This is a genomic window from Rhodoglobus galactosidasius, assembly GCF_054957775.1.
In genome coordinates this window covers 227,909-245,682 of record NZ_JBQIAV010000003.1, presented here as the reverse complement: position 1 = coordinate 245,682, position 17,774 = coordinate 227,909, and the positions used below count along the sequence as shown (strand labels likewise).

Annotated in this window: 17 protein-coding genes; 4 read left to right on the top strand and 13 right to left on the bottom strand. The window is 59.6% G+C overall.

The window, feature by feature from the left end; all coding sequences use genetic code 11:
• Positions 1-5 precede the first annotated feature (5 nt).
• Together ACTJJW_RS05425 and ACTJJW_RS05420 are read right to left on the bottom strand one after the other, a co-directional pair.
• The gene (locus tag ACTJJW_RS05425) at positions 6-929 is read right to left on the bottom strand and encodes a tetratricopeptide repeat protein (protein WP_462643115.1); all 924 of its coding nucleotides are present in this window, start codon (positions 927-929) and stop codon (positions 6-8) included.
• The gene (locus ACTJJW_RS05420) at positions 926-2,674 is read right to left on the bottom strand and encodes a hypothetical protein (RefSeq protein WP_462643114.1); all 1,749 of its coding nucleotides are present in this window, start codon (positions 2,672-2,674) and stop codon (positions 926-928) included. Before ACTJJW_RS05420 ends, ACTJJW_RS05425 begins: the two co-directional genes overlap by 4 nt.
• A gap of 282 nt (positions 2,675-2,956) precedes the next feature.
• Between ACTJJW_RS05420 and ACTJJW_RS05415 the strand changes: the two genes are divergently transcribed.
• Both ACTJJW_RS05415 and ACTJJW_RS05410 read left to right on the top strand, forming a co-directional pair.
• A complete protein-coding gene (locus ACTJJW_RS05415) occupies positions 2,957-5,299 on the top strand; it encodes a hypothetical protein (RefSeq protein WP_462643113.1) in 2,343 nt (780 codons plus the stop codon).
• A gap of 70 nt (positions 5,300-5,369) precedes the next feature.
• A complete protein-coding gene (locus ACTJJW_RS05410; RefSeq protein ID WP_462643112.1) occupies positions 5,370-6,431 on the top strand; it encodes an AI-2E family transporter in 1,062 nt (353 codons plus the stop codon).
• Positions 6,432-6,450: 19 nt separating this feature from the next.
• Here ACTJJW_RS05410 and ACTJJW_RS05405 read toward each other — a convergent pair whose 3' ends face one another.
• The 9 genes from ACTJJW_RS05405 to rpsB all read right to left on the bottom strand — a co-directional run bounded on the left by ACTJJW_RS05405 (position 6,451) and on the right by rpsB (position 13,199).
• Positions 6,451-7,185, bottom strand: a complete 735-nt coding sequence (locus ACTJJW_RS05405) for an alpha/beta hydrolase (protein ID WP_462643111.1) — start codon at positions 7,183-7,185, stop codon at positions 6,451-6,453.
• A 9-nt stretch (positions 7,186-7,194) separates the two neighbouring features.
• On the bottom strand, positions 7,195-7,494 hold the full coding sequence (locus ACTJJW_RS05400; protein WP_462643110.1) for a hypothetical protein: 300 nt from the start codon (positions 7,492-7,494) through the stop codon (positions 7,195-7,197).
• Between the two features lie 31 nt (positions 7,495-7,525).
• Complete coding sequence (locus ACTJJW_RS05395) at positions 7,526-8,191, bottom strand: aggregation-promoting factor C-terminal-like domain-containing protein (protein ID WP_462643109.1); 666 nt, start codon at positions 8,189-8,191, stop codon at positions 7,526-7,528.
• A gap of 44 nt (positions 8,192-8,235) precedes the next feature.
• Positions 8,236-8,787: a DivIVA domain-containing protein gene (locus ACTJJW_RS05390; protein ID WP_462643108.1), complete on the bottom strand. Its 552-nt coding sequence runs from the start codon at positions 8,785-8,787 to the stop codon at positions 8,236-8,238.
• A 14-nt stretch (positions 8,788-8,801) separates the two neighbouring features.
• A complete protein-coding gene (locus ACTJJW_RS05385) occupies positions 8,802-9,677 on the bottom strand; it encodes a phosphatidate cytidylyltransferase (protein ID WP_462643107.1) in 876 nt (291 codons plus the stop codon).
• Positions 9,677-10,228 (bottom strand): ribosome recycling factor, encoded by a 552-nt coding sequence (gene frr / locus ACTJJW_RS05380; RefSeq protein ID WP_462643106.1) that lies wholly within the window; start codon positions 10,226-10,228, stop codon positions 9,677-9,679. The genes ACTJJW_RS05385 and frr overlap by 1 nt, the downstream gene beginning before the upstream one ends.
• A gap of 150 nt (positions 10,229-10,378) precedes the next feature.
• Positions 10,379-11,092 carry a UMP kinase gene (pyrH, locus tag ACTJJW_RS05375; RefSeq protein WP_462643105.1) on the bottom strand — a complete coding sequence of 238 codons (714 nt, stop codon included), beginning with the start codon at positions 11,090-11,092 and terminating at the stop codon, positions 10,379-10,381.
• A 166-nt stretch (positions 11,093-11,258) separates the two neighbouring features.
• Positions 11,259-12,086, bottom strand: a complete 828-nt coding sequence (gene tsf / locus ACTJJW_RS05370; protein ID WP_462643104.1) for a translation elongation factor Ts — start codon at positions 12,084-12,086, stop codon at positions 11,259-11,261.
• Between the two features lie 12 nt (positions 12,087-12,098).
• The gene (gene rpsB / locus ACTJJW_RS05365; protein ID WP_462643103.1) at positions 12,099-13,199 is read right to left on the bottom strand and encodes a 30S ribosomal protein S2; all 1,101 of its coding nucleotides are present in this window, start codon (positions 13,197-13,199) and stop codon (positions 12,099-12,101) included.
• 320 nt (positions 13,200-13,519) lie between these two features.
• On the opposite strand from rpsB, the gene ACTJJW_RS05360 reads away from it, so the two are divergent.
• Entirely contained in the window at positions 13,520-14,050 is a 531-nt protein-coding gene (locus ACTJJW_RS05360; RefSeq protein ID WP_462643102.1) for a M23 family metallopeptidase, read from the top strand.
• Between the two features lie 17 nt (positions 14,051-14,067).
• On the opposite strand, the gene ACTJJW_RS05355 is transcribed toward ACTJJW_RS05360, so the two are convergent.
• Positions 14,068-16,233, bottom strand: a complete 2,166-nt coding sequence (locus tag ACTJJW_RS05355) for an MMPL family transporter (protein ID WP_462643101.1) — start codon at positions 16,231-16,233, stop codon at positions 14,068-14,070.
• A 79-nt stretch (positions 16,234-16,312) separates the two neighbouring features.
• On the opposite strand from ACTJJW_RS05355, the gene ACTJJW_RS05350 reads away from it, so the two are divergent.
• Positions 16,313-16,843, top strand: a complete 531-nt coding sequence (locus tag ACTJJW_RS05350) for a MarR family winged helix-turn-helix transcriptional regulator (protein WP_462643100.1) — start codon at positions 16,313-16,315, stop codon at positions 16,841-16,843.
• Between the two features lie 15 nt (positions 16,844-16,858).
• On the opposite strand, the gene ACTJJW_RS05345 is transcribed toward ACTJJW_RS05350, so the two are convergent.
• Entirely contained in the window at positions 16,859-17,767 is a 909-nt protein-coding gene (locus ACTJJW_RS05345; protein ID WP_462643099.1) for a tyrosine recombinase XerC, read from the bottom strand.
• Between the last annotated feature and the right edge of the window lie 7 nt (positions 17,768-17,774).

Here is a 17,774-nt window from a genome sequence, read left to right as displayed (position 1 = left end):
TGGCCCTAGTAGAGCAGCAGCGTCAACCGACGACGAGCGTCAGCAACCCGAGGGTCCTCGGCTCCCGCGATTTCAAAGTAGTCGAGCATCCGGGTGCGAATCGCGTTCTTGCCGTCCGCATCCGCAGAAGGGTAGAGCTCGAGCAAGCGCGCGAATGCATCACCCACGTGCCCACCAGACACGTCGAGGTCAGCGACAGCCAGTTGCGCACTCACACTTGTCGGATCTTGGGCGGCTGCACTGCGCACGGAATCTGCCGTCTCGTTCTCAAGACGAGCAAGCAACGACACCTGCGCGAGCCCAGCAACTGCCTGCTGATCGCGGGGGTTCTGCGCAATGGCTGATTCATATTTCGTGATCGCCGTAGCAAAATCGCCGGCAGAGATCGCGTCATACGCCTCTTGGTGCAACGGTGGCAGAGGCTCTTCGACAGGTTCTTGAGCATCTGCTTCGGATGCTTCGCCCGCCGGCAGCGTTCCCGTCACGTTGCTCTCTGCGGCAAGCTGCAATACCTGCTCCAGCACCTCTTTGAGGTCGTTCTCAGGCATAACTCCGGCAAAGAGCTGCACGGGGCGGCCACTGATCACGGCAGCTACGGTCGGAACCTGCTGCACCTGGAAGGCCTGCACGAGCTGAGGGTTATTTGTAGCGTCAACCGTCACGAGAGCGAATTTTCCCGCATACGCCGTGATCGTTGGCTCAAGCGTCGGCTCAACGCCTTGACCAAAGAACTCGACGATCACCGGAACTGTGTTCGAGAGTTCAAGCACTTGAGTGAACGACGCATCATTGACGTTGGTCGCGAAGCCACTCGACTGCGGGGCTTCTCCTGTAGTCGAAGCAGCGGCGGGCGCATTATGCTGACGAACCAATGATGAGAGGTCGACGGCACCGCGCAAGCTAGCGGCGTTCAGTGGGGCGTTTGTCAATTCAACTCCGATGCTGCAACAAGTCCTTGGGTGTATCCGAGCAGGACGATCTTTTTTCCGCTACCTGCGGCCGGAACATAAAAGAGTAGCTGATCTCCGTAGGTAGATTTGATGCCGGTTTCCGTAATGGAGATTCCAGAAAGCGCCTTCGTCTGACCGCTGAAGGTCACCGCGGAGCCATCTTCCTTCGGCTTCGCCACCTTCGTTTCATAGAGGTGCACTGCAACGATCGCTCCAGCATCGACGGTCGCCATCGCTATGGGGTCGGCTGAACCGAGTTCGTGACCGTAGGTGAGGGTTGCTGTGCTCGAAAGCTCAGCCTTCTCTTTCTTCTTTACCGCGAGGCCGACGTTTACTCGCAAGCTGTCGCCTTCTGGCTCGAAGTCGAGGTAGGAGTCGCTGTCGACATCCTGCTCAAGGATTTCGGCGTAATCCAGTGCGACTTCGGTGGGCGATGAGCGCAGCAATCCGCTGTCTGCCGCCAGTCGAGAAGTTCCGGCGCTGGCTGCAGCCACATCGGGGAAGACCACTGAAGGCTCCAAGTTCATCGAATAGCTGACTTTGTAATTCTCGCGAGGTGACGCCTGCTCGAGGAAGAGCGCGATGGGCGCAACGGTGCTGTCCGTCTCATCAAGGATGATCGTGAAAACGGTGCGTGGCCATGAATCGGTCTGCTGCGGCAGCGTCAACTGCACTGGTCCGTCAGGAATGGCAATCGGCGAGGCAATCGAGCTGTCTTCCTTACGCATCTTGTAGTTGGCAAGGCGGTATTCAAGAGCTGCCTCGGTAAAACGGGTCTCAATGAGGTCAGTGTCGCGGGATTCATCCGCTTCAAGCGACACCGCGCTCACGCGAGCAACGATCTTCTCTACTTGACGCACGGCTACCGCTGGCGACGCGGCCTTACTGCCCTCGGACGTGGAGGTCGGGCTCGGAGTCGGCGCACCCGCGTCTTCTGACGTGCCTGAGGGTGACGTGACCGTGCATCCGCTCAAGATGAGTGCGCTGAGCAGCACTGCCGGAACAGCGACGCGCTTAGTCGTATTGAGAGTCGTGCTTTCGCCGGCCTTTGCCGAACGCTTTGACGGCTTGTAGCGGGGCTTCTTGGGAACCTTCGGCATCTTCTGCAGCTTGCGACGAGGTCCACCTGCGCGACGCATGTGATGCACAGCCCACATAAGGAAGATGAGCCCAAGCAAAAGTATGGCGGCACCGCCCATGATCAAAGGCGTTGCCCACGGGGTGGTGTTGTCGAGTGGCCACGAGAGCGACACTGCGTTGGGAGCAGGCTCGACGCCGTCAGCAGCCAAAATGAATGACACGTCGGTAGGAATCTTGACGGTCAGCGCGAGCTTGTTGTCGGCCGTGTAATTCTCGAGCCAGAGGTCAGACTCATACGGATCGGGCACTTCTTGTTCACTACCGCGAATTGTTTCGGTCGCGAGGTCACCAGACTCGGGGTCGATGGTGACCATGTTGTAGCTGGCGTCTCCGACCCATGCGAGCACATCTGATGTGCTGCCGTAGGCGGCAACGATTCGCCCAGGGCCAGTGACGCTAATGGTCTGGTTGCCTGAGTGGGCGTTGAACGCAGCACCGTCGACGACGGTAAGTGGTGCGGTACCGTCGGTTTCAGCCGACACACTGACCTCGTCGGGCGTCGCAAGAATGGTTTGCTGCGCGATGCCGAAGCCAATCATTACGGCCGCGAGCATAAAACTAACTATGGCGAGAACGAATCTCACTATCTCTCCTTTCGCGTTGCCGACAGTGACTTACGTCACAAATCCCTTCGCCACGTTGGCGCAACCTCAGTACGGTCTGCAGGTCGAGGGCCCAATCTAGGCGGGTAGGCAACAACAAAGACGTTCAAGAATAGCGGATGGGCGTGTGGGCACCTAGTCCTGCGTCTGGGAACTGACTGAGAGAACGTTGAGTGCCCAAAGCCCATCGAGACCGGAATGACAGTTAGCGGTCCAGCACCACTAAACTCTAAAGGTCCTTTCCGCTGACTTCAAGGAGATGCCTTGGCCGCCAACGATACTGACTTCGGCACCGAAATGCGCGGCTATAAGAAGGATGATGTCGACAAACTAATTGGCGAACTTCGTCGCGAACTAGTCGCTGCCAAAGCTGACCGCACCGCTTCTACCAAAGAAGTGAAGCGACTCCTTGCTGTTAACGAGGATCTGCAGGCAGAACTCGACGAGTCGGGCAGCCCCACCTACAGCGGGCTTGGCTCCAAGCTCGAGAGCATGCTTCGGGTTGCCGAGGAGCACTCAACTCAGCTGATCAGCCAGGCTGATATTGATGCTGAGAAGATGCGCAAGGCTGTTCAGTCGGAAACCACGAACTTGCGCAACGAGACAACGAGCGAGTCAGAACGCATTCTGGCCGATGCCAATCGCGAAGCCGACTCGCTAGCCCAAACATCACAGGCCGAAGTGGATGCTCTCATTTCCCGCGCTCGCAACGAAGCAGCGCAACTCACCTCAGATGCCTCGCGCGAAGCAGCCACCATTCGAGGTGCTGTTGCGACTGAGGCAGCGGATGCTCGCACGTCAGCCAAACGTGAAGCTGCAGCCCTGCGTGCCGAGACTGAACGCGCGATGACGGAACTTCGCGCCGGCACGGCAAGCGAAGTAGCTGAAGCGCACGAGGCTGCCGAAGCGCTAGCCCGCGACGCCGAACTGGGCCGCGCCACCTTCGAGGCTGAGAACACGAAGCAGCGCGAAGACCTCGAACGCGATGTCGAGCAGGCACGCACCGATCTGGCGAGAGAGGTTGAGACTGCTCGCGCCGAGCTGGAAGCGGAAACGACCACCGCCCGCGAGACCCTCGCCAACGAGACTAAAGCTGCACAAACGAAGCTTGCCAACGAGACCAGGGCAGCTCATACGAAGCTTGCCAACGAAACCAACGCCGCTCAGGCAAAGCAGAAGGCCGAACTGGATGCCGCTTACGCCGCGCTAGAGGCTGAGACTGATGCCACACGAGCAGCGGTCGAGTCTGAGGCCGCGAGCGTACGCAGCGAGCTTGAGAAAGACGTACTAACCGCACGTGTAGCGCTTGAGAGCGAACTTACTGAAGCTCGCGAGCAGTGGGAACTAGACGAGCGAGAAGCACGAGCGCAACTCGAGAGCGATGTCACCATCACTCGAGCAGAGTTCGATGACGAAGTCACCACCGAGAAGGCGGCTCTCGAGTACGAAGTAACGAGCACGAAGGCGGCTCTCGAACAAGAGGTCACAACCACCAAGACTGCGCTTGAACAGGAAGTTAAAGTTGCCCAGGCAGCGCTCGAACAAGAGGTAACAACCACTCGCTCAAACTTGGAGCAAGAAGTTGCGACGGCCAAGGCAGCACTCGACGACGAGGTGACAACAACTCGCGCCGAACTTGAGGCACACGTCAAGACCTCACGCAGTGAACTCGCAGCAGATCTGGCAGCCCAGAAGAAAGCGCTCGATCGCGAGGTCACGTCCACCAAGAAGGCACTCGCCAAGGAGGTCAGCTCAACGCGAGCAGCCCTCGAGAGCGACGTTGAGAGCACCCGCGCGGGACTTGAAGAAGAAATTACAATCGCTCGCAGCGCGTTCGAGAACGAGAGCACAACGGCACGCGCCCAGTTTGAAGCCGAGATGGCTAGGCGACGCAACGAGCTTGAAGCAAAAATCGCGACAGATACCGCAGACCTCGAAGAAGAGATGGCCCGTCGTCACGCCGATCTTGATGCTGAGATTGACGGCAAGCGCACCGCCCTCGAGACGGAAGATACTGAAACTCGCGCGGCCCTCGCTCACGATGTGCAGAAACAAACCGCAGACCTCGAGCGAGACATTGCACGCCAGCGCGCAGAACTCGCCAACGAAGTCGAGTCGACTCGGGCATCCATCCAACATCAGCGTGAAGAGACGCGCACCTCAATCGAACGCGAAGCTGACGCGGCACGCATCGCGCTAGGGCAAGAACTCGCGGCCCGTCGTGATGAGGCTGAAAAGGAGTTCTTGGCCCAGCACAAAGAGGCATCAACTCAGACACAGAGTTACCTTGAAGAAGCTCAGGCGCAATTGGGAGAGGCCGTGCGAGAGGCGAACGCCAAGCGCCACGAAGCAGAAGAGCTCGGCACGAACTCGCAAGCAGAAGCAAAGTCGATACTGACGGAAGCATCCGAGCGCGCGGCGAACGAAATTGCGGATGCTGAGCAGCGCGCCAAATCGCTAGTCGACGATGCCGAGAAGCGCTCAAGCGAGCTTGTCAGCGATTCCGAGGAACGCTTGGCCAAGATCAAAGCTGAGCGCGAGACGGTTGCCGGTTACTTCGAGAACCTCCGCGGAGTTCTCAACCAAGCCGAGGATGTTGGCCAGTAATCTGCCTGCGGGCACCTAGAATTGCGTGCAGCCTGAACCCTCGTCGTCTCAGGCTGGACGGAGCCTTGCAATGAAGATTCTCAACCCTTTCCGCCTCGGGCTCTTGGTCGGCCTAGGTGTGCTCGTCGCGGTCGGAATCGGTCAGACGATTATTTCCTTAGCCACGATCCTCACCTATGTTGGTGCGGCACTTTTCCTTGCGCTTGGACTCGATCCACTGGTGACCTGGCTCGAGAAGAAAAAGTTTCCGCGGTGGACGGCAATTCTCACGGTGCTGGTCGGCGTACTCGGAGTCTTTGCGGGGCTCGTGTTTGCAATCGTTCCCGTGATCGCAGAGCAAGTGCGCAATGCGGCCAAGGCTATTCCGCGGCTCGTGACGGCGCTTTTTGATGGAACGATCCGAGAGAACGTTGAAACAGCGTTTCCTTGGCTCGAGGTTCAAGATCTGCTCGACGGTTTCACCACCTGGGTAACTGAGCTCGATTTCACCACCATCGGTGGCGGCGTTTTTGCTGTGGGCATCGGTATCGCCACCGGCATCACCGGCGCGATTATTGTGCTCATTCTCACTATCTACTTTGTGTCGTCAATCAACAACATCAAGTCGGGCATCTACCAGCTAGTGCCCGCGACGAAGCGGGCCAAGTTCATTGACCTCGCTGAGCAGGTAAGCACCGCAGTAGGCCGCTATGTCATTGGCCAGGGTTCGCTTGCTCTCGTCAACGGCGTTCTGTCATTTATTGTGCTCACGCTGATCTTCCCGGCGTTTGGGCTGCCGGTGAAGTACTCAGCACTGCTTGCATTCATCGCATTCTTGGGCTCACTCATCCCACTCGTGGGAACACTGAGTGGTTCGGTTGTCATCACGCTGCTCGTGCTGCTGTTCAACGGCCCTCCGAGCGTCATCGCGGTCGGAATTTACTACCTGATCTACATGCAGGTTGAGGCGTACTTCCTCAACCCGCGCATTATGAGTAAGGCGGTCAAGATACCCGGAGCGCTCGTGGTGATCGCGGTTCTCGCTGGCGGAACGCTGCTGGGCCCCTTGGGCGCGCTCATCGCCATTCCCGTGGCCGCGGCGATACTGCTCATCGTTCAGCAGGTTATCGTTCCCCGCCAAGCAGATCTCTAGCTGACCGCGGGGCACGCACTCACAACGACTGTGCAGGCTCCGGAGGCCACGTACGCGGTAACGGCAGCACCATCGGGTTAAGTCGGGCAACTATCTCACTGAGTACGCGGTACGTCTGCGCCTCCCCCACCCAGAGATGCTTTCCGCCCTCAACGACGATGAACTCAAGCTCGGGCACCGAAGCAAAGCGTTTTGCTGCCTCCTCCGGACGTAAATAGTCGTCAAGCTCCGGGATGATTGCGACCAAGCGGCGTTCATCGCCCGCCCACGCAGCAACCTCGTCAGCGCTCGCGCGGTGGAGTGGCGGTGAGAGCAAAATTGCTCCCGTGATGGGATGTTCGCGGCCAAACTTGAGAGTAACCTCGGTGCCGAATGACCAACCCATCAGCCACACGTTGGGTAGCCCGCGCTCGCGCACGAAGTCCATGGCAGCAGTCAGATCGTGTTGCTCAAGCAGCCCTTCGCCAAATGAGCCTTCTGATGTGCCGCGGGGCGAGGTAACGCCACGAAAGTTGAACCGCAAGACCGCAACATCCGCTAACGCAGGCAAACGTGCCGCTGCCTTGCGAATGATGTGGGAATCCATGAAACCGCCTGCCGTTGGCAGCGGATGCAGCGTGACAAGAGTCGCGGCGATATGGCCAGACTCGGGCAACGAGAGTTCACCAACGAGAGTGAAACCGTCGCTCGTCTGCAATTCGATGTGTTCGCGCTTGGCTGGGAGCTCGGTCGCGCCTCTGATCGCTTCACTCATGGGGTGCTCTCACAATCTGATCTTCCAGCAGTGCTGGTGCCAATGGCGCCGCGCTGCGAGGTCGTCTGCTTCGCCCATGATGCCGTCAGCACGCCACGTGACAGTGTGCGCGACCCCCGCAGAGATGGGCTGAGAGCATCCGGGGCAGGTGTAGGTTTTGACCGCGTTGCCTGACGAGACTGGCTGAACATTCCATTCGCCGTCTGACTTGTGCTCGGTTCGACGGGAACCGTACAGCACTTGGTTGAGGTCACCACGATCGTCATCGTCGGGGCGACGCCGCCCGCGGGGGCGATTCGAACGAGGCATAGCTCAAGCTTATGCGTTCGGTCGTAGGGAGCTAGTACCAGCCGTTGTTCTCGGAATGAGCCCACGCTCCACACGGCGTCGCGTAGCGGCTCTCGATATAGCTGAGGCCCCAGGCGACCTGAGTTGCCGGGTTTGTGGCCCAGTCAGCGCCCGCTGTCGCCATCTTGTTGCCAGGAAGCGCCTGCGGGATGCCGTACGCGCCACTAGACGGGTTCATTGCGTAGACGTTCCAGCCTGATTCGCGGTTCCACAGGCCGACCAAACAGTTGAACTGGTCTGCGCCCATGCCGCGTGCGGCAAGCATCGACTGCGCGATTGCTTGAGCCGTTCCGGGATCGGGCACCCCTGCTGCTGGCGCAACGGGCGCAACGGGCGCAGCGGGCTCAGCGGGAATCACCGGTTCTACGACGATCTCTTTCACGGCCAGCTTGTCGCGCGAAATTTCGTTGACGAAACCTTCTGCGACGGTGAGCGACTGCACTTCGGCGCGCTCGATCGAGTTCACCGGCACGCTAGCGGCAGATACCGTACTGACCGGGTCTGGGACAGCCATCATGAAGGTAGCGACGAACCCAAGACTGACCAAGGATGCGAAGAGTCGAAGACTCCATGGGGAACGTTTGTGGTGCCCAGAAACATCCGCACCCTGGCTTTTTGCCTGAGTGCGGAGATTTACTGCTCGAGAATTTATGAACACAATATTTGGAATGTTAGCGTACCGACCTGAAAAAACGGAGGGAACTAACGAACCGCAAGCATGACGTCGATCACGCTGTCGAGCAGATAGTCGACCTGTGACTCGCGATAACCGCCCTTAGTGCTGCGGAATGCAACGGTGCGCACACGTTCGATAGTGAGCGGAGCGCCATGCTGAAAGTAGCTGACTAGTTCATCTGCGAACGCATCGACGTCTTTGACTGCGTAGCCCGTTGTGAACGAGCTGACGCGAGAAAACTTCTTACCGTTGTGTCGCGCCAGACGATTGAGGATCTCTTGAGCCTCTGAACGAGCATTCGTATACCACGCCGATTCACCGAGGTCCGCAATCGAACGGTCACGCTCTCGAACAGCGAACGCATCTTCTAGGCGCTCAAGCGCAGAGTCAACGTGAAGCGGCGAGTATCCGCCCTTCTGCATGACAAAAGCGAGCTTGCGAATAGTACGCGACGAGACCACAGCGGTGTCAGTTCGCTCAGACGTGTAAGCGCTGCGAGCTTCTTCAAGGAAGTCCTCGACTTGGTCAACGTTATAACCCAACTTTGACTTGCGGGTGCGGGGGAAAGTGGTGCTCACGGTTCTATTGTGCCCTACGCGAAGATAAGAAACAGCGCATAGCCGGCGGCGGCCGACAGCAGCGATGAATCGACGCGGTCGAGGAACCCTCCGTGGCCCGGGAGCCAGGTGCTGATGTCTTTGATTCCCAGGTCGCGTTTGATGAGCGATTCCGCAAGATCGCCCATTGTGGCGGTGCCGAGAATGACGAGCCCAAAGATGATTCCGACCCAGACAGGTTGATCGAGCATGAAGAGTGCCAACAGCACTCCGGCAGTCACCGATGCGACCGCAGCTCCGGCAAAACCTTCCCAAGTCTTGTTAGGGCTAATGGTCGGCGCCATGGGGTGTTTTCCAAAGGAAAGACCGCTGGCGTAGGCCCCGATGTCACTCACGACGACGACGATCAACATCGCGAGTGTCCACCACTGGCCGCCGTCTTGCGCGGTGAGCAGCACAGTGAAGCTCGCCAAGAAAGCAATGTAGAGCATGACGAAGACGCCTGCTCCGAGATCTCTGAGCACGGCACGCACAGAGCCGCGGTGGCTCGGCCGAATAAGCCAGACGAGCCTCCACACGCTGACAAAGGCGATGCCTGCGAGAGTGACGTACCACTGTCCTTCGGCTAGCCAATAGAACGATGCCGGCACGACCGCAACAGCGGCGATGACAGTGGGCAGTCGCGGAATATTGAGCCCAGCGAACCGAAGCGCGCTGGCCAATTCAAAAGCCGTGAACGCCACCAGAACGCCAGCAAAGAGCATGTACAGCTCTTTGACAAAGATCAGACTGAACAACAACGAAAGCCCTAGCGCGAGCCCCACAGTGAGAGCCATCGCTAGAGGACGCCCTGTACGGGCGTTGATTTTGTCGTTAGTTGCCCGAACCTGAGCTTCGAATTCGGAGACCATTAGACCTCGAGTAGCTCGGACTCTTTGCGCTTGAGTGCGTCGTCAATAGCGTCTACGTGAGCCTTGGTGCTCGCTTCGAGCTCCTTCTCCGCACGAGCGACCTCATCTTCGCCGACCTCAGTGAGGGCATCCAGATCATCTTTAGCCTTGCGACGCACGTTGCGCAGCGAAACTCGAGCCTGCTCAGCCTTGTCACGAACAATCTTGACGAACTCCTTGCGGCGATCCTCCGTCAGTTCGGGCAGCGTGGCACGGATGACACTGCCATCGTTGCCAACGCTGGCGCCCAAGTGGTGGGCCCCGGCAATAGCCTTCTCAATGTCTTTGAGCGCTGACTTGTCGAACGGCGTGATGAGGAGCGTACGCGCCTCTTGATTGACCATCGATGCAAGCTGCTGCAAAGGTGTCGGGGTGCCGTAGTAGTCCACGAGCACCTTCTGGAACAGTGCGGGGTTGGCACGGCCAGTGCGCACCGTGCCGAAGTCGTCTTTGGCAGCTTCCACTGCCTTGTTCATCTTTTCGCTAGCTTCCGCTAGAACATCACTGATCACGAGCACTCCTCTTAGTCTCCCCCGAGTTTAGCGTGCAGTCGTGGCATCGACGGCTGCAGCACGCTCGGAGTTTGTCTGGCGTCGCTGAGCTCTTGCCTCGCTTCACACAGGGGGTCTGTTTGGGTTGGTGGCGTTAAACAGCTCGGCACGTTAGCCGTGCACGCGAGTTCCAATCTGCTCTCCAACGATCGCGCGGGTGAGATTTCCTGCTGGTTCCATGCCGAATACCAGCATCGGCATGGAGTTGTCCATGCAGAGGCTAAACGCGGTGGAATCAACAACCTTGAGTCCCTGCACGAGAGCATCTTGGAAACTGATTGAGTCAAGCTTGCGAGCATTCGGGTTGCTGCGGGGGTCTGCGTCGTAAACCCCATCGACACCATTCTTAGCGACCAGCACTTCTTCAGCACCGATCTCGAGGGCGCGCTGCGCGGCCACGGTGTCGGTCGAGAAGTACGGCAGGCCTGCGCCGGCACCGAAGATCACAATGCGACCCTTCTCAAGGTGGCGTTCGGCGCGCAGTGGAATGTATGGCTCGGCAACCTGAGTCATGGCAATCGCGGACTGCACCCGGGTAGCGACGCCAGCCTGTTCGAGAAAGTCCTGAAGGGCGAGGGCGTTCATGACGGTGCCCAACATGCCCATATAGTCGGCACGGCCGCGGTCCATTCCACGCTGGCTCAGTTCGGCACCGCGGAAGAAGTTGCCCCCACCGACGACGATTGCGATTTCGACATCGGCGGATGCCGCAGCGATCTCTTTAGCAAGTGCTGAAACGACATCGGGATTGACTCCGAGTTGTCCGCCACCGAAGGATTCTCCCGACAGTTTCAGCAGCACCCGGCGTTTGCGTTGTGTTGTCATCGTCTTCTTTCCTTCGTGGTCGTCCTATACAGGCTATTGGTTTGACTAGCGTTCAGCGGTGGCGCACAGCAAACTCGCTGCAAGCAACCCCCTCGGCACCTGAAATTGGTCCCGGCACACTAAAGGCCCGAGGCATTAGAGCCCCGGGCCTTCACGAGTGTGCGTGTTAGGCGCCTACCTTGAAGCGTGCAAAACCAGTAACGGTGATGCCAGCATCAGCGGCAACCTTGGCAACCGAGACCTTGTTGTCGCGAGCGTAGTCCTGGTCAAACAGTGCGACCTGCTTGAAGAACGCACCGAGGCGGCCTTCTACGATCTTGGGAAGAGCAACATCAGGCTTGCCCTCGCCGCGGCTGATCTCCTCAACGATGCGACGCTCGTTCGCGACGTCATCCGCCGGAACCTCGTCACGAGAGAGGTAGGTGGGAGCCGCGAACGAGATGTGCTGTGCAATTCCGCGAGCAGTTTCTGCGTCGTCACCCGTGTAGGCAACAACAACGCCAACCTGCGGAGGCAGGTCTTTGTTAGTGCGGTGCATGTATATCTCGAACGAGTCGCCCTCAAGCTTGGACAGACGGCGAAGCTCGAACTTCTCGCCCAGGATCGCAGCTTCGTCACTGATGAGCTGCGCAACCGTCTTCGACCCTGCGGATGCCGCGAGGCCTTCCTCAACGGTCGACGCACCAGCATCGGCAACGGCAGCAGCAACGGCCTCGCCGAGAGCAACAAATTTGTCACTCTTTGCAACGAAATCGGTCTCGCAGGCGAGTTCGATGATCGTAGTTGTTGCACCAGACGACTGTGCGGCGATGAGGCCTTCGCTGGTGGAACGGTCTGAACGCTTGGCGTTGCTCTTGGCACCGCGCAGACGCAGCAGCTCGGTGGCCTTCTCGAGGTCTCCGCCAGCTTCTACGAGCGCGTTCTTGGTTTCGACCATGCCGGTGCCGAGGCGCTCACGCAGGGTCTTGAGGTCTTCGAGGCGAAAATCTGCCATTGTTTCGAATCCTTACTTCTTGTCGTCGGCTGCGTCAGCGGCCTTCGCAGCGGGCTTCTTTGCGGCGGGCTTAGCAGCAGGCTTTGCGGCCTTGGCCTCGTCCTTGTCGGCCTTGGCGGGCTTCTCAGCTTCTGCTTTGGCGGGCTTCTCAGCCTTTTCTGCCTTTGCAGGTGCTTCGGCCTTCTCAGCCTTGGCAGGTGCTTCAGCCTTGGCGGGCTCTTCAGCCTTCTCAGCCTTTGCAGGCGCTTCGGCCTTCTCAGCCTTCTCGGCCTTCTCGGCCTTCTCAGCCTTGGCAGGTGCTTCGGCCTTCTCAGCCGTAGCAGGCTCTTCTGACTTGGCCGCGTCAGCGTCAGCGTCAGCCTGGCCGAGAAGCTCAGCTTCCCATGCAGCCATGGGCTCTACTTCTTTGCCCTCTTCTGGCTTCTGGTGACGCTGGATGAGTCCCTCAGCTGCCGCGTCAGCGACGATGCGGGTGAGGAGACCAACTGAGCGAATCGCGTCGTCATTACCCGGGATTGGGTAAGCAACGTCGTCGGGGTCGCAGTTGGTGTCGAGGATCGCGATGACAGGGATGCCCAGCTTATGAGCTTCGTCGATTGCGAGGTGCTCTTTCTTGGTGTCAACGATCCAGATTGCCGATGGGGTCTTCGTGAGGTTACGGATACCACCGAGGCTCTTCTGCAGTTTCGTCAGCTCACGCTTCTGAATGAGCAGTTCCTTCTTCGTGAAACCACGTGTGGTGTCGTCGAAGTCGACCTCCTCGAGCTCCTTCATGCGTGCAAGACGCTTGGAGACCGTCTGGAAGTTGGTGAGGAGTCCACCGAGCCAGCGCTGGTTGACGTAGGGCTGCCCTACGCGCAGAGCCTGCTCAGCGATCGTTCCCTGTGCCTGCTTCTTGGTACCGACGAAGAGGATGGTTCCGCCGTGGGCGACCGTCTCCTTGACGTAGTCATACGTCGCGTCGATGTGAGCAAGCGACTGCTGCAAGTCGATGATGTGGCTGCCCGAGCGCTCGGTCAGAATAAAGCGCTTCATTTTCGGGTTCCAACGACGAGTCTGGTGTCCGAAGTGTACGCCGCTGTCGAGCAGCTGGCGGATGGTTACGACGGCCATGGCCGTTCTCCTTTTCTGGCTCACTGCTGCCCGTGGCATCAGCGGCCTTCTCAGTTAATACTCGCGGCCGGTTGGCGCGAATCCTGGTGCCCGGGCATACCTCCGCCCCCATCGCAACGGTGCGCGAGAGGGGACTGAGTGGAGATAGTGGCCGTGTGCTGCGGTAGTTGTACCGCAGCGAGGCACGCGTAGTCACCGCGAATACACGCGGTGCTGCCAAAATCATACCATCGCTCCCCCACAACGTCATCCCAGTCGCTAACTCTCCCCGACTCGTCGGTTTGGGGCCCGCGTGCCGCGCGATCATCGACAGTAGATGGATGCTTCGAGCCGCCGTTTGTCTACTTCTCGCGCTAATCGTGCTGCCGTTTGGCGCGGCGTCGCCGAACATCGCATCGGTCGCTCTGTCTGAGGCCGATCTGGCGGGCGTCGCAGCTTCGGAGCCGTGGGATTGGCCCGTCACGGATCCGCATCCGATCGTTCGGCCCTATATCGCGCCAGAAAACCCATACTCCTCCGGACACCGAGGTATCGACATCGATGTTGGCTCAGCCGTTGAGGTGCGCGCACCCGCCGAGGGCGTCGTGCATTTTGCGGGCACGGTAGTTGACCGACCCGTGCTCTCGATCCGGCATCCGGGTGGACTCATCACCAGCTACGAACCAGTGACAAGCACGCTCGCTCGCGGCGATTCGGTGACCCGGGGGCAGGTGATCGGCGAAGTGCAGCAGGGCCACTGCATGCGGTCCTGCTTACACTTCGGGGTTCGACTCGATGGCGACTACGTGTCGCCGCTCAACTATCTGAGCGGGATACCGCGGGCCATTCTGCTGCCGACGCGTGATCCGTGATGCGCACCAGCAACCCGCTAGCGATCGATGCTGTGCTTTGCCTCGTGCGATTCGTCAGCCCGCCAACCGGGAACCTGCTTCGCGGCAGCGTGTTTTGCTGCGTGCGAATCCGCAGTGCGCTGAGGAGTGCGCACTTCGGCGCCAACAGAGATCGCGCGGCCCGGCCACCAGAACTTCTCGCCAGCGATAAACGCGAGCGACGGCACGATGACCGTACGAACGAGCAGCGTATCCAACAGCACACCAATGCAGACGATGATTCCGATCTGGGTGAGGGTGATGAGCGGCAGCACACCAAGCACAGCGAACACTGCTGCGAGCAGAATACCCGCGCTCGTGATCACTCCGCCGGTAGACGACAGCGCTCGGATCATGCCGGCACGCGTGCCATGTTCGAGTGCCTCTTCTCTAGCTCGAGTCACCAAGAAAATGTTGTAGTCGACGCCAAGCGCCACCAGGAACAGGAAGCTGAACAAGACAACATTCGTGTCGATCGCGGGGAACCCGAATACCGACTCAAAGAGCAACCAACTGGCTCCGAGACTGGCGAAGAACGAGGCCACCACGGTCAGCAGCAACAAAATCGGTGCCACTAGGGAGCGCAGCAGGAGCACGAGCACGATGAACACGAGCCCCAGGATCAGCGGAATCACGAGATCCTGATCAGACTGCTGAGCGCGCTCCACGTCGAGAGCCTGAGCATCCAAACCGCCGACGAGGGCGTTGGCACCTTCGATGGTCGACAGTTCCGAGCGAAGCGCCTCAATCGTGGCGAACGATGCCTCGGTCTCAGCCGCGTCATCCAACACCACCGTGATCTGCGTGATCGTGTCTGTGCTCTCACCAATGCGCACCGAATCGACGCCATCTACGCCCGCGGCCGTCTGAGCGACCTCCAATGCGTAGTCAGCGTTCACGATGACGGATGCCGGCGAACCACTGCCAGCAGGGAACGCATCCGCAATAATTTCTTGACCCTGAACTGCTTCGGGAACCTGCGTGAAGCTCTCGGTCTGCGACAGCCCGATCGTGATCTGCGGAACACCCAACGAGAGAGCGCCAAGCACAACCGCGCCCAGAATGGCGACCACGACCGGCTTCGTGGAGACCAGAACGCCAAGCTTGTGCCAGACACCGCGCTCAGCGCTGCCTTCCGTGCCGAACTGGGGAATGTACGGCCAGAACAACCCGCGGCCAAAGAGCACGAGTGCGGCCGGCAGCACAACCAGGGCGAAGATCATCGCAATGACGACACCAGTGGCACACGCAATTCCGAGCGCACGGTTGCCCTGCAGCTCAGCAAAAACGAGGGTGAGCAGGGCGAGCACGACGGTGCTTCCACTGGCGATGATGGCGGGACCAGCGCCACGCAGCGCACGAGACATTGCCTCGCGACGATCCTCAACGAGCCGCAACTCGTCGCGGTATCGAGCAATCAGCAGTAGCGCATAGTTAGTACCGGCACCGAAAACGAGCACCGAAAGAATTCCCGTGACCGAGGCATCCAACTGGATACCTGCGAGCGCAGCAACTCGGGCAGCAACGATTCCCGCGAGGCCATCAGCGGTGCCGACGACGACGAGGGGCACGAGCCACAACCATGGGCTGCGGTAGGTAATCAACAGCAAAACCGCGACGACGATGACTGTCGTGAGCAGCAGCGTGAAGTCGGCACCTTCGAACACTGCGGCGATGTCGACCGCAAAGCCCTCGGGGCCGCTGAGGAGTGCGTTGAGGCCATCGGGGAGATCGGAGTTCGCGGCTGTACGGATCTCATCGGCCCGTTCGGCCTGCTCCTCTGCCTCAGAAAGTTTGTCGAGCGGAACCGTCACGAGTGCTGTTGTTCCGTCGTCGGAAAATACGGGCGGCGGAACGAAGCCTTCCGCTGAAAAGTCGCTCAAGGCTGTCGCTGTGGAAGAAACGGCCTCAGTATCGTTGTCGCTGAGAGCGTCTCCATCGCGGCTGAATACCAGCAGCGCGACTGTTGAGTCAGCGCCAGGCAGGTCTTCTGCCGCGGCTGCCGCTTGAGCGGATTCGGCCGAGTCTGGCAAGCCGACCCCGGGCAATGTTCCTTCTTCGTTGCCTGTGCCTACCGCGAAGATTGCGCCGGCTGCGAGAAGTGCGCCAACCAGAACGATCCACGAAGTGCGTCGTGCGGTGATGAAGGTCCTGAGGCGAGACATCGCGCTCCTTCTGAAGCAGAAAGTATTTCGATTGATTAGATATTCGACAAGTTAGGAATATAGCCGTAAACTGGTTCGCATGCAACACACTGATAAACCAATGGAGCAACCCCAAGCGCGACGCCCCACTCAGCTGTTGCGCGACATCCTCGACACCAGCGACGAGTTCGAACAACACCTCGGGCGCACGCTCTCGGTCAACGCCACTGACCTCGAGGCCATGGAGCACCTGATCATGCACGGGCCGCTCCCACCCACCGAGCTCTCCCGACGACTCAACATTTCGACCGCCGCGGTGACCGCCGTGATCGACCGACTCATTGGCGTCGGCCACGTGACGCGGGAGCAACATCCCACCGACCGCCGCAGCGTAGTCGTGGTGCCGAACCCGCGTTCGGTTGAGACCGCAATGGCGACGCTCATGCCCATGATCATGGGCATCGATCGAGTGCTCGACGAGTTTGATGACGCAGAGAAAAAGGTTATCGAGCGCTATCTCGATGGAGTAGTCACCATCTACCGGGCTCAATTGCCCGATCCGGGCGAAGTCCCTCCCCCAAAACCTGCCGTGCCGCGACCACGCGCCGACGTGCCCGGGCTGCGAGTCTGAGCTGAAGCCCAACAGCTAGGCCCGCGGATGCGCCGTTCGATAGCTCTCGCGCAGGCGCTCCGCTGAGACGTGCGTATAGAGCTGGGTGGTGCCGAGGCTGGCGTGACCCAGCATTTCTTGCACTGCGCGCAAATCTGCTCCACCATCCAGCAGATGGGTAGCAGCAGTGTGGCGAAGCGTGTGCGGCCCGGAGCCACCAGAACCCGGTACATCAGCCAGCAAGTGCGCAATAACTTCGTACACGGTGCGAGTCGTCAATCGCTTACCGCGCGCACCAACAAAGAGTGCCGCCGACCCTGCAGTCTCACTAGTGAGTTGTGGGCGCCCGTGCTGCAGATACACAGAGATCGCTCGCTGCGCAGGGATTCCGAAAGGCACAACTCTCTCTTTCGCCCCCTTGCCCAACACCCGCACGGTCAGTCGAGAATCGTCAATATCGCTCACGCTCAGGCCCGTAAGTTCGCTCACGCGCAGCGCCGAGGCATAGAGCAGTTCCACTATCGCCTGATCTCTCAACGCCACCGGATCCGCGGATGATGCGCGCGCGGCGACGCTCTGCAACATGTCAGACATTTGGTCGCGATTGAGCACCCGGGGAAGATGCCGCTCAGCTTTCGGCGCTTTGAGCCGTGCCGCGGCATCCGTCGACGCGTGATTTGTCTTCTCCAACCAGGTACTGAATCCTCGGGAAGCGGCAGCCCGGCGGGCAAGAGTCGACTTGGCTAGGCCTGCCTGGGATGCGTACCACAGCCAATCCCGAAGCAGTTCAAGGTCGAGATCGTCGGGCTCGCTCGCACCGCGCTCGGTGGCGAACTCCACCAGATTGGTGAGGTCAGAGTGGTACGAACGGACTGTGTGCATGCTAAAGCCGCGATCGGCCGCAAGATAGGCGGCGAAGGTATCCACGAGGCGGTGAAGGTTCACGCCTCTA

Bases quoted from the DNA above. Each gene is read 5' to 3' on its own strand.
- ACTJJW_RS05410 (WP_462643112.1), top strand. From the start codon at position 5,370: ATGAAGATTCTCAACCCTTTCCGCCTCGGGCTCTTGGTCGGCCTAGGT.
- ACTJJW_RS05405 (WP_462643111.1), bottom strand. From the start codon at position 7,185: ATGAGTGAAGCGATCAGAGGCGCGACCGAGCTCCCAGCCAAGCGCGAA.
- ACTJJW_RS05400 (WP_462643110.1), bottom strand. From the start codon at position 7,494: ATGCCTCGTTCGAATCGCCCCCGCGGGCGGCGTCGCCCCGACGATGAC.
- ACTJJW_RS05385 (WP_462643107.1), bottom strand. From the start codon at position 9,677: ATGGTCTCCGAATTCGAAGCTCAGGTTCGGGCAACTAACGACAAAATC.
- pyrH (WP_462643105.1), bottom strand. From the start codon at position 11,092: ATGACAACACAACGCAAACGCCGGGTGCTGCTGAAACTGTCGGGAGAA.
- tsf (WP_462643104.1), bottom strand. From the start codon at position 12,086: ATGGCAGATTTTCGCCTCGAAGACCTCAAGACCCTGCGTGAGCGCCTC.
- rpsB (WP_462643103.1), bottom strand. From the start codon at position 13,199: ATGGCCGTCGTAACCATCCGCCAGCTGCTCGACAGCGGCGTACACTTC.
- ACTJJW_RS05360 (WP_462643102.1), top strand. From the start codon at position 13,520: ATGCTTCGAGCCGCCGTTTGTCTACTTCTCGCGCTAATCGTGCTGCCG.
- ACTJJW_RS05355 (WP_462643101.1), bottom strand. From the start codon at position 16,233: ATGTCTCGCCTCAGGACCTTCATCACCGCACGACGCACTTCGTGGATC.
- ACTJJW_RS05350 (WP_462643100.1), top strand. From the start codon at position 16,313: ATGCAACACACTGATAAACCAATGGAGCAACCCCAAGCGCGACGCCCC.